General features: G+C 53.3%; 9 protein-coding genes. All 9 read right to left on the bottom strand.

The window, feature by feature from the left end; genetic code table 11:
• Nucleotides 1-197: 197 nt before the first annotated feature.
• Nucleotides 198-926, bottom strand: a complete 729-nt coding sequence (locus JXO50_00045; protein ID MBN2331476.1) for a class I SAM-dependent methyltransferase — start codon at nt 924-926, stop codon at nt 198-200.
• A 27-nt stretch (nt 927-953) separates the two neighbouring features.
• Nucleotides 954-2,159, bottom strand: a complete 1,206-nt coding sequence (locus JXO50_00040; GenBank protein MBN2331475.1) for a glycosyltransferase — start codon at nt 2,157-2,159, stop codon at nt 954-956.
• A 130-nt stretch (nt 2,160-2,289) separates the two neighbouring features.
• Entirely contained in the window at nt 2,290-3,663 is a 1,374-nt protein-coding gene (locus tag JXO50_00035) for a hypothetical protein (GenBank protein MBN2331474.1), read from the bottom strand.
• A gap of 44 nt (nt 3,664-3,707) precedes the next feature.
• Nucleotides 3,708-4,778, bottom strand: coding sequence for a hypothetical protein (locus JXO50_00030; GenBank protein ID MBN2331473.1), 1,071 nt, complete (start codon nt 4,776-4,778; stop codon nt 3,708-3,710).
• Nucleotides 4,779-4,851: 73 nt separating this feature from the next.
• Nucleotides 4,852-6,549: an ABC transporter ATP-binding protein gene (locus JXO50_00025; GenBank protein ID MBN2331472.1), complete on the bottom strand. Its 1,698-nt coding sequence runs from the start codon at nt 6,547-6,549 to the stop codon at nt 4,852-4,854.
• A 60-nt stretch (nt 6,550-6,609) separates the two neighbouring features.
• Complete coding sequence (locus JXO50_00020; protein MBN2331471.1) at nt 6,610-7,794, bottom strand: aminotransferase class I/II-fold pyridoxal phosphate-dependent enzyme; 1,185 nt, start codon at nt 7,792-7,794, stop codon at nt 6,610-6,612.
• Nucleotides 7,794-8,042 carry an acyl carrier protein gene (locus JXO50_00015; GenBank protein ID MBN2331470.1) on the bottom strand — a complete coding sequence of 83 codons (249 nt, stop codon included), beginning with the start codon at nt 8,040-8,042 and terminating at the stop codon, nt 7,794-7,796. Before JXO50_00015 ends, JXO50_00020 begins: the two co-directional genes overlap by 1 nt.
• 145 nt (nt 8,043-8,187) lie before the next feature.
• A complete protein-coding gene (locus JXO50_00010) occupies nt 8,188-9,114 on the bottom strand; it encodes an NAD-dependent epimerase/dehydratase family protein (protein ID MBN2331469.1) in 927 nt (308 codons plus the stop codon).
• A 144-nt stretch (nt 9,115-9,258) separates the two neighbouring features.
• On the bottom strand, nt 9,259-11,040 hold the full coding sequence (locus tag JXO50_00005; GenBank protein MBN2331468.1) for a fatty acyl-AMP ligase: 1,782 nt from the start codon (nt 11,038-11,040) through the stop codon (nt 9,259-9,261).
• Between the last annotated feature and the right edge of the window lie 202 nt (nt 11,041-11,242).

Here is an 11,242-nt window from a genome sequence, read left to right as displayed (position 1 = left end):
GTAGTTTTATGTTTTATTTTATGCGTTTACCAAAACTTGACTGGCTAGTTTAACGTACGTTGTAAAAAGAACTTTTGACTGTCAAGCTTGTTGCTTCTGCAATATATGGATAAGTCACAACTGTTCAAGCATTTTCTGAACAACGTGATGCAAACATTATCGACATCACCTCTCAAACCCACATCCTGGCGATGACCCTACCGGCATCTAATGCGGGTTACTCGCATTGATCCCATGGTATCATCCAGTTGAAACTGTCCGGCCTTATCCTGAAAATATTCATCTGTTGCCCTACGGCATCCGGACCAGTCATGGTAATCGTCAATTATTACACTACCACCAACAACCAGCTTAGGGATAATCTGCTGCAGGCAGGTTTTTACCGGTTCATACCAGTCAACGTCAATGTGGGCAAAAGCAACCGGTCTGCTCACCTGCATGGTCTCTTGGAGCATGCCCTTTATCAGAAAAACATTGTCTCGTTCCTCATCGATATGGAACTGCTGCAGATTCTGCTGAACTTTCTCGTAAAGATTATCCGCATAGCCATAATAGGTATCCCCTTTTATGCCATCAGACTTTCCCTGGCTGATAATTTCATATCGCCTATGGACATCACTGCCATCCTCGTCGGAAGGGGGAGGAATCATCGCAAAAACATCATAGACATAAAGCGGCTGATGCTGATGTTTGCTTTTGGCAATGAGTATGGTCGATCCACCCAAGGCACATCCGGCTTCAATCAATATCCCGGGTATTTTTTTATCCTTAATCGATCGGCACACTGTGCAGATATTGGCAAGTTTACGGTCGCTCAAATAGGTAAGCTTTTGCTGGCGGATAGCAGTAATGAGCTGCTGTTCCTGAGGCTCGAGTTTCGCCAATACCTTTGTTCTTCCATGAAAGAGTTTTCGCAGTTTCTTCATACAGCTATTTTTCACACTAACACACCTTTAAGGGATCAGCCTGAGATAGTCTTCGGTTGCCTTTGCCAGAGAAAACTCCATCCCCCTGGCTTTGAGTACAGATGGGTCATGTTGTTCATCCAAAGCAGAGAGAATCGCCAAGGCCAGAGCGTGTTCATCCTGTACGGGTACCAGCCGGCCATACCGACCATGATCCAAAATTTCGGCAGGACCACTGGGACAATCGGTGCTTACCACCGGGCAGCCGCAAGCCAACGCCTCCACCATCACCGTGGGAAGCCCTTCATATATCGATGAGAGGACAAAAAGCGAGGCTCGAGCCATATATTTGTAGGGATTATCAACAAACCCGAGCATATCAACATCTTCGGCAATGTGTAACTCCTCTGCCAATTGGGCTATAGTCTCCTGCAATTTCCCCTCACCTAGCATAACAAGACGGAGAGGACGCTGAGAACGTACGATGGCAACAGCTTTCAGAAGGGTTGCATGATCCTTGGCAACTTTGAAGCCACCAACTGTTATTACAACCGGGGGACCTTCGCCGATAAACCATGGGTGTTCTAATGGTTCAGCCGCGAGGCTCTCAAGAGCCGGGGAAACAACCGGGTTATAAATGGTCGTAATATTATCTACAGGAAAGTCCAGCACTTGCGCCAGATCATCAGCAACTCCCTGGGAAACTGCGACTATAGCATCGGCCTGCGGGTAGAAACGGCGACATACCCTTGGCAAGTCTTTGACTCGGCGTTTTTTGACTGTGGTAATCTTCATCGAAAGAGCAATGTGAACGGTAGCGATAATTCTAGTCTTGACCTTGGCCAAACGGCGAGCCAAGATGGCAACAACATTTGGATAATCAGTAGAAGAAATCAACGCATCCGGGTGTTCTTTCTGGAGATATCTGGCAAGACTTGGCAGTGCACCAAGGACAAAATGTGGCTTTACAGCCAAGACCATACGGGCCCAGAACCAGCAGTTTTTCCCCAAAAGGGGCAGTGATACTATCGACTGTCTGGCCGACCGGACTTTAAGATCGACGATTCTGATTTCAGGTGGAACCTGATCAAGAAAAAGGCCCTCCTGGCGGGCCATAACCAGGTCTACCTTATGCCCCTGATCTTTTAATCCGCTGGCAAGGTTGAGCATAACCCGCTCAGCGCCACCACTGCCACCAAATGAATGGACAAAGATAGCAATATGTTTCGAGTTGTGAGTCCCTGCTGGTGCCATCATTTTTGCACTTTTCCTTCTGCCGTTACCTGCAGAGGACCACTATCAGCATTAACTGACAAAGGCCATAACCTTGAAAGGTTGCCAACAACGGAGCAACACCCGTGACAGATGCTTCTGGTAGACATATTCACCCCTTGCTGTTCATTGTAAAAATATAGGGAGCAAGCTGTTTAACCTGGACTTGATGGAATCGGTTTACCAGCTTTCCTAAGCGGCTTACGCGGCCCTGGAGCTCTGCAACAGTGATACCTGGAAACCGGTGCTGGTGGTACGAGAGGTTGTTGCGATGCCCCGGCCGACGCATATTAATTTTTTTACTGACTGTCCGCACTTTATTATGCAGACAGCCCTGGAGATACTTTGTCAGCAAAGTGGGCGGCGGCTGGTGTTGAAGGTAGCCGCCAGCAACCAGAACGTCCACCATCCGATCAATGGCTAAAGGGCCGTCAAGGGCGGTGATATGACGATCCATGATCTCCCGCCGTCTTTCATAGGTCAAGGAACCCTTTGTGCCGGCCATAACGTTGCTGACGTGCTCGCAGAGTTCAGCCAGCGAAAAAGCCCGATGACTGACCTCGTTGGGCAGTTCATCGTCATAGACGCCCCCCAGAACCGGCTGGTAGGCAACTGTTGGCGTCCCTAGGACAGCCGCTTCGATCATGGTGGTACAGCCGTTGGCAATCAGAACTTTTGCCGCCATCAGCCAGGGCGTAACGCTATCCTCGTTGATGACTGCAAGGTTGGTATGCTGCCGGGCAATGGCCAGCCAGGGATCATGATTTTCGGCCGGATGCGGCCGGACGACAATGGTATGTTCCGGCAGCAGACGGCATAAAGCCGGCAGCATCTCCTGAAAACGTTCAAACAGTACTTGTTTCAATCGTCCCTTGCCGGCATCAAAGGTTTCTTCGCCGCCGGCAGCCAGCGCAAGAGCTGGCTTCTTCAGTTCACTGAGGTGGGAAAAAAAATGGTTAACCTTGCTGAAATTGGTGTTGATCAGGACAAAATCACCAAAACGCTTATGCAGGGCAGCAGATTTTTCCCGGTAATAGGTCCGCAGTTCCGGCCGCAGCAGATCAATACGGGGATTGCCCACCGGATGGATCGGCGTCCCGGCGTAGCCGGTATAGTTGCGCAAAACCCGGGCATCATCCTCCCCCCAGGTCAGCAGATGGGAAATCATCCCCATAGTGACCGGGGACAGCCGCCAGCGATAATATTCCTGATCCGGCCAGCGCACCAGTCCCTCTTCATCCCAGGCCACAATTTCATGGCCAAGCTGCCGGAGAATGGTAAACATCCGCTCACTCAGGGTTCTCATGCTTTTAGCCAAGTACACTCCGCGGGGGATTTTCTCCACCTGGAAATGGAGGAATGCCCGCGAACCGATCACCACCGGAAATCCCTTTTCAGCCGCGGCACAGGCCAGCAGGATTTTAGCGTCCAGCTCCCGCACCTGGCTTTCCACCGGGATAATGATGGTCGAAGGTGTCGCACTCATCTCGTTATCTCCAACAGCCGGCAGGAAAGGCCCGGCATATACCGTCAATCATTTTCTTCTTCAGCCGCGGCGCACAGCTCCTCCCACCGGGCAGCAAAGGATTCATACAGTGCCGCGTTGGAGGAAATGAGGCCAATCTCCTGGTTGAGCCACCAGGAACGCACCGTCCAGTTGAAGCTACCGAAAATAATCCAGCGCTGCTCACCGCTTTCCACCAACACAAATTTATCATGCATGGGCAGGCCGGTCAGTCCTCCCAACCGGCTGAACATGATTCCCGCCCTGTCCATGATCGCTTCAACGGACAGGGGCACCCTTCTCAAGGTCGAATCGGCGATAACTTCCAGATTCATTCCCCGGACGGCCAGCCCAGCCAATCGACGAGCTATGGAACGACCTTTCAGGTGAGAGATGGCGATCCTTATCCGGGAACCAGGTGGCAGGGATTCGAGAAATCTCATTACCGGATGGGAGGTAATCCGCGGCCAGAAGAAAACCTGCCAGTCATGGCCCCGCAGCGCAATATTATTAAAGGGAGAAAACCGCTGAAAAAAGCTTTCCTTCCTGCGGTGCAACCGCCTGGCATGGGCGGTCAGCAAGCCCACCAAGCGGGCATCGGTTACTTGTACCAGCAGATTATAACCGCGGTCCTGATCACCAATCTCCTGAATAATCTCAGGGCATTCTTCCGGCTGGTCACCGGATGGATTGTAGGACCCCATGAATGCAACCGGCTGCGGATGAGAAAAACAGTAGAGTTTTTCGTGTATATGGGGTTCCCAACTTGCTTTGAAGCTGCCCGGCAGCAAAGGCAGGGACAGGGAACGAAATCCGGCACCAAGCCCCCGGGGCCCGTCCAGTAATGCGGCCACCCGGTCGTTGGCATGGGCTGTACGAGGCTGCTTTTCAACGGTAACCGTTACCCTCACCCCGCGACGATGGGCGGCAAGCAATTCGGCCGCCAGCCGGCGGTCACGGAAATAATAGGTTACCCAATCAATGGCACCGCCAGCTGGTACCTGGTCAATATGCTTGGCCAGGAGGTCACGCAATCTCCCCGGCTGCTGCGGTCCACCGAAAAATACCGACGGTCCATTCGGCCGACAAGAGGTCATAGCTTGGCAACCTGCATCGACGATCACGAGCTCCTTACCAGGTGGACAGACGGCACCGGTCCCCTTACGGTTGCTACTCCACAGACAAAAAAATCTTGCCGTTTTCAAGCCGGTAGGTACGGTCGGCAGCGGCAACCATGGTTGGCTGATGGGAAATAGCCAGGATAATCAGTTCATGGCGCAAGGTCTGCAGTGTTTGACAGATAGCCTCCTCACTCACCCGGTCCAGCGCGCTCGTGGCTTCATCAAGGATTAAAAGCCGCGGCTTATGGACCAGGGCCCTGGCAATGGCCAGCCTCTGCCGCTGGCCGCCCGATAATTTCCCACCCCGCTCACCAACATCTGAATAGATCCCCTGCGGCATGGCCGAAACAAACTCCCAGGCACCGGCAGCCTGTAGAGCAGCGATTACTTCAGGCTCACCAATCCCTGTTTCACCGACGGTGACATTAGCAAAAACACTATCATGCAGTAAAAGCGTCTCCTGGGGGACATAGCCAATCATCCGGCGCCACTGGCGTACATCCACCTCATGTAAAGCCAGATCATCAACATATATTTCACCTTGCTGAGGACGGCACAAACCAGTCAGCAGGTCTGCTATTGTGGTTTTACCACCCCCGGAAGGACCAACCAAAGCGGTAAATGACTGGCAGGGGAATTCCATTGAGACATCGTCAAACACCTTAACATCATCATAAGCAAAGCTGATATTCCTACAGTAAACACCACGGTTGAGGGTCGGCTGAGCAGCACCCATTACCGGTTCCCGCTCTTTTTTTGCTGCCTGAATTTTAGCCACAAGAGACCAATAGGCACTCTCAAAAATAACCATTTTCTGATACTGCTGCTGAACACTACCCAGTTGCGTCAGAATCCTGGCTAGCAGAAAAACCAGCACCATGACTGAAGCCATGGGAATATGCAAATAAACCAGGGGAACATATAAACCAATCACCAGGATCATGGTGATCATCGGCTCCTGCAGAGCCTTTAATGACTCTTTGCTGAGTACCTGTTTGCGCAATGCCTTGTTCAAACCAGTTGTTTGAGTAACCATGATAGCCTCGGCCACATGTTCCCTAGCCATGGCTTTCATCGGTTTTATCGCCTGCATACTGTCGGTCAGCTGGGATAACAATTTTTGCAGTAAGGCTGTCTGTTTACTGCCGGCCCGCCGGGCTTTCTTTACCAATCGACTAAACATGAGAAGAAAAAACACACCCGTCAACAGAGATACCGACGTTGCCTTCCATGAAACCAGTAAGGCAACCACAATATACACCAAAGACTGCAATAGCTTGGCAACCATGGTGGCAGCGCAAAGATACGCCTCTGAAGCCCGCATAGCTTCAGTGGCCATGGCGTTGGCCTGGCTGCCGGCCGGCTGGCCAACATAAAATTCCCAGCGGGCCGCCAGCAAAGCCCTAATAAGGCCAAGGCGCAGGTCAGTAGCTACGTGGGCAACCGTATATCCCACCCGTTTTTTGGCCAGCAGGACAAGAAAGCTCTTCAAAAAGACAGCGAGGACGATAACCAGCAGCAGAATTCCAGCCTTTGGTTGAAGGCCGACTGCCGCCAGATATTTGACCACCGCCTGGCCGGCCGGGCTGTCCGCCATCCCCCCGACATCCCCCCCCACGGTCAGAGTCAACAAAGGCAGGAGAGCCATCAGGCCGAAGCCCTCGACAATACCGGCGAGCAACAACGCCAGCATCATCATGATGCTTTGCCGCAAATAGGTGCGGAAAAAAGTTACCAGGAGATGCATGACGGCAAAGGACAGTAAGAGGAGAAAAATGGCATGGGAGCGGCCTTACTCGGGAACAGGTTACTGGTTTTTGCCCAGCTGGACGGCGAAAGCATTCCTAATGGCAATAATCTGTTCTCTGGTATGGGCCGCACTGACACTGCAGCGAAGCAGGGAACCGCCATCAGGGGTTGCCGGGGGCAGAACCAGATTGACATAGACCCCGGCCGCCAGCAATCCCTGCCAGCAGCGATAGGCCCTGTGGGCGTCATCCAGACGGACGGCAATCACCGGACCCGCCTCCGGACCCATCATAGCTCCCGATTCCAGCAGCCCCTGATAGAGAAATTCAGCATTCTCCCACAGCTGGCGGCGCAGTTCTGGCTGTGCGGCGATAATCTGCAGGGCAGCCCGGGTCGAAGCAATGGAGGCGGGCGAAGAGGATGCGGTAAAGATATACGGCCGGCTGGCATAGCGGACCAGTTCCAGCTCAGGATGGTTGCTGACGCAGTAGCCGCCGATCGCCCCCAGACTCTTGCTGAAGGTACCAACAATAAAATCGACCTCATCCTCAACACCGGCATCCTCGGTGCACCCCCGACCGTGGTCTCCCAAGACCCCCAGGGCATGGGCCTCATCCACCAGCAGGGTACAGCCATAGGATTTTTTGACCGCGGCGATATCGGCCAGGGCGGCACGATCACCGAACATGCTGTAAATCCCCTCAACAATGAGCAGGGTTTCAGCCGCCCGGTCACCAAGACGGCGCAGCCTTTTATCGAGGTCAGCGGCATCGTTGTGGCGAAAACGGATATATTCAGCACCGCTTAACCGGCAGCCGTCATAGATGCTGGCGTGACAGTCAGCATCTATAAGAATTATATCGCCAGGGCCGGCAAGGCTGGCAATGATACCGAGATTGGCCACATAGCCGGTGGAAAAAACCATGGCGCCACGCTGACCATAAAAGGCCGCAATTTCCTTTTCCAGCGCCAGATGGCCGGCCAGGGTACCATTAGCCATCCTTGAACCGGTGGTACCGGTGCCTTCCTCCCTGGTCGCCCGACAGGCGGCTTCAATGCAGCCAGAATCAAAGGTCAGGCCAAGATAGTTGTTGGTGCCGGCAAGGATGGTGCGACGCCCGTTGATCATCGCTTCGGTAGCTGAAAGGATCTCGTCCATTGCCACATGCAGAACGGGCACACCCTGATCGGCTAAGGCCTGGCGGGCTTTTTCAAGCTGGTGCAACTTATGAAAAATAGCCATTAGGATTCCTTCTCGACAATATGCTGCAACTGCAGGGCAAAATCTTTGACGGTTCGGACATCGGAAAGAACGTTGAGGGGGATGGAAATGTCAAATTCATCCTCAACCGCCTCCAACAGCCTCATGACAGCCAGAGAATCCAATCCCAGATCAACGGCCAGCTCCATATTCTCATGAAGCTCCGGAACTTCAGCAACCATCGCCCTCAGGAGGTCATACAGTTTGCCAACTATTTCATCGTAGGTCATTATCATAATCCACGGCATGGTGATGCAGTTCAAACTGCTTTATTGTCAGTGAAACTCCCCGGGTCAGCCTCAAAAAATTTAGCTGAAATCAGTGCAAACCAAAAGCACGATACCTCTCCATCGGCGGTACCAGCGCTACGCTGCATTATGCCACAATCGGCCGCAAACCTTCAACCAAAGAAATCTCGGGCACCCAACCCGTAGTCCGATGGAGGGGCGCATTGTCACACACCCAGTCAAGATGTTTCAGCTCACGAACTTTGCCCGGCGTCAGCATCGGCTGATAACCCAGCAGACGGGCAGCCTGCAGATTGAACGAAGCAGCCACAGCAAGGAGCGGCACCGGCACTTGGAGACGCACGACCGGATGTCCCCTGAGCTGGACAACCGTATCGATGACCTCGCGCCATGAATACCCGCCGTGGCGACCATCATGAAGCTCAAAAGTACCGTTTTGCCGGTTTTTTTGGCCAACCCAGCTGATCACTGCAGCCGCGAGATCATCCACATGCAAAAGGGAAAAACGGGCATCCTCAACCCCGAGAACGGGGGCAATACCCCATTTCATCAGGCGAAAGAGGGGAACAAGTTCACGGTCTCCAGGTCCGTAGACCGCCGGCGGGCGAAAAATCGCCCACGACAGCGACCCGGCCGCGGCGGCAAGCTCCTGCTCACCCCGCCTTTTGCTGGCAGCATAGTCCGAAAGCAGGGGCTCGCGGGCTGCCAGGGAAGAAATCAAAAGCAACGCCGGCGGGGAAGTCATGGCCGCAAGCACGGGTACGAGTCGTGCCACCCCCGCACCGTTGACCCGCTGAAAAGGCTCAGGACCAGCGCCACGAACCGCTCCGGCACAGTGGATGACCGCCGATGCACCAGCCACCAGTTCGCGGAGGCTGGCACTATTTGTCAGATCACCTTCAATCCATGTCCCGGCAACACCTTCAAGCCGTTCCCGGCTGCTCCGACGTCGAACCAAGCCTCTTACCTGCCAGCCGGCTGCACTCAGATGCCGCGCAATACGGCTGCCGATAAAGCCGGTCACTCCGGTAACCGCTATGACACGATTCTTCATCTCGGTCATGATCTTCCAACTGAATAAAGACGGATGGAATCAACAAACAATGCTTCATATGCTGAAGTTAGATGGAATAATGATATGCCGAGAACGTCTGACAAGGCAGGCTGACATTCTGGAACAAAACCGGAGAGGGGATATCTAGATAGCCTGCCCATCAAGATCAGGCATGGAAAAGAGGGTTTCCGATATGGCCGCTTTAACACCGGCATGACGTTCAAGATATCCTTTTCGTGCCCCTGAACGAGACAGTTTACCAGAGGTTGTCCGCGGCAAGGTATTTCTGGGAACCAGTTCAACGAGGCAATCAATACCCAATGCCTGCTGCACCAAACCATGCAGCCGATGCTCCAGGTCAATACACACGGACTGATCAAGCTCACGGCATTGCACCACCAGAACTGCTTTTTCCTGCCCGCTACTACCGGGGATTGAAAATGCCGAGGCGTCACCGACCCGTACTTCCGGCTGCTGTTCGGCAATGCTTTCCATATCCTGCGGCCAGATATTCCTGCCGTTGATAATAATCAAATCCTTCTGGCGGCCGGCAATAACAATGCTCTGTCCCACTCGATAAGCAAGATCCCCGGTATTCAACCAGCCATCTGCGGAAAGAACTTCCCGGGTCAGCAGCTCATTGCCGAGATAACCCGACATGACACTGGCACCACGGACAAACAGGGTGCCACAATGGCGCTCGGGCAGCACCTGACCATCAGCGCCGCGGATTTCCACCTCATAATCCGGCAAGGGCACACCACAGATCACAAAAGAACCGGCATTGCTTGCTGTTCCTTGGGAAAATGCGGCCGCCGGCAGTGCCTCCTGAGTGGTCATGAAATGATCAGCATCAATGACATCGACGGCAAAGCCTTCTCCCAAAGGGGCAAAACTGACTGCCAGCGAGCATTCAGCCATACCATAACAGGGCATGAAGGCTTTATCGCTGAACCCTGCAGGAGCCAGAAGGCTGGCGAAACGCCGCAGCGAGTCCGGCCGAATGATCTCAGCGCCGATACCGGCAACCCGCCAGTGACAAAGATCAAATTTTTCCACTTCCGGTTCACGAATCCGCCGGGCGCAAAGCTCATAGCCAAAGGGGGGGCTGAAAGAGATGGTATTCTTATTTTGACTCATGAGGGTAAGCCAGAGACGGGGACGCATGGCAAAATCACGGGTATTGAGATAATCAGCCGATATCTGGGATGCCATGGGGGCCAGCACGCCGCCCACCAGACCCATGTCATGGAAAAAGGGCAGCCAGGAAAAACTGCGGTCACCGGCCTGCACCCGCACACCGTGGACAATGATCTCGGCCAGATTCTTCATCACCGCGGTCTGGGTGATAATCACCCCCCGGGGATAGCGGGTGCTGCCGGAGGTATACTGAAGATAAGCGACATCATTGGCAACAGAGGGGGAAAGCTGCTGCTGGACTGCCGGCAGTGCAATGAAGTCAGCCGGCTCCCCCAGGAAGCGGAGCTCCAGTCCTTCGCCTGCTTCGGCCATAAAGGTGTGAAAACCAGGCAGCGCCACCGCGATCTCTGCCTGGGAATCAATCAACAGCCGCCGAAGCTGTTCAACATACGCCTGATGTCCCCCCAAAAAAATAGTTGCCGGCAACGGTACTGGGACCAGGCCGGCATATTGGCAGGCATAAAAAAAACGCATGAAATCAGCATGCGTATCACCAACCAAAGCCACCTTTGCACCCCGCTCAACCCCCAGACTGAGGAACCGCCGGGCTAATCCGCAGGCATCTTCCCGCAATTGGCAATAGGAAAGCGCCTCGGCCAACCGACCACGACCGTCATAAAAGTTATATCCCGTTTGCCCGGTAGCGGCATAATCAAGGGCTGCCGCCAAACTGGAAAAATCACCGGGCCGAAACAACAGGGTGTTCTCTGTTGGCGTACTTACCATTCTGTCCTGAACCATAGAATCAGCAACCTAATACTTTTGGAAAAGCTAAAGTAACTATCCCAATCACCCGGTAAAAGTCAATAAAAATCTACCACTTGAGCAATATGACTAATAATTTCCCCCCGTTTCTGAATTTATGACTCAAAAACAGGAATGAATTATGCTACTGGTTGAAAAGTTGAAAGCATGGCGGAGGGAGCCC

The sequence above is a fragment of the Candidatus Anaeroferrophillus wilburensis genome (assembly GCA_016934315.1).
GTDB classification, from domain to species: domain Bacteria; phylum Desulfobacterota; class Anaeroferrophillalia; order Anaeroferrophillales; family Anaeroferrophillaceae; genus Anaeroferrophillus; species Anaeroferrophillus wilburensis.
This window is presented reverse-complemented; position numbering and strand designations above follow the sequence as displayed.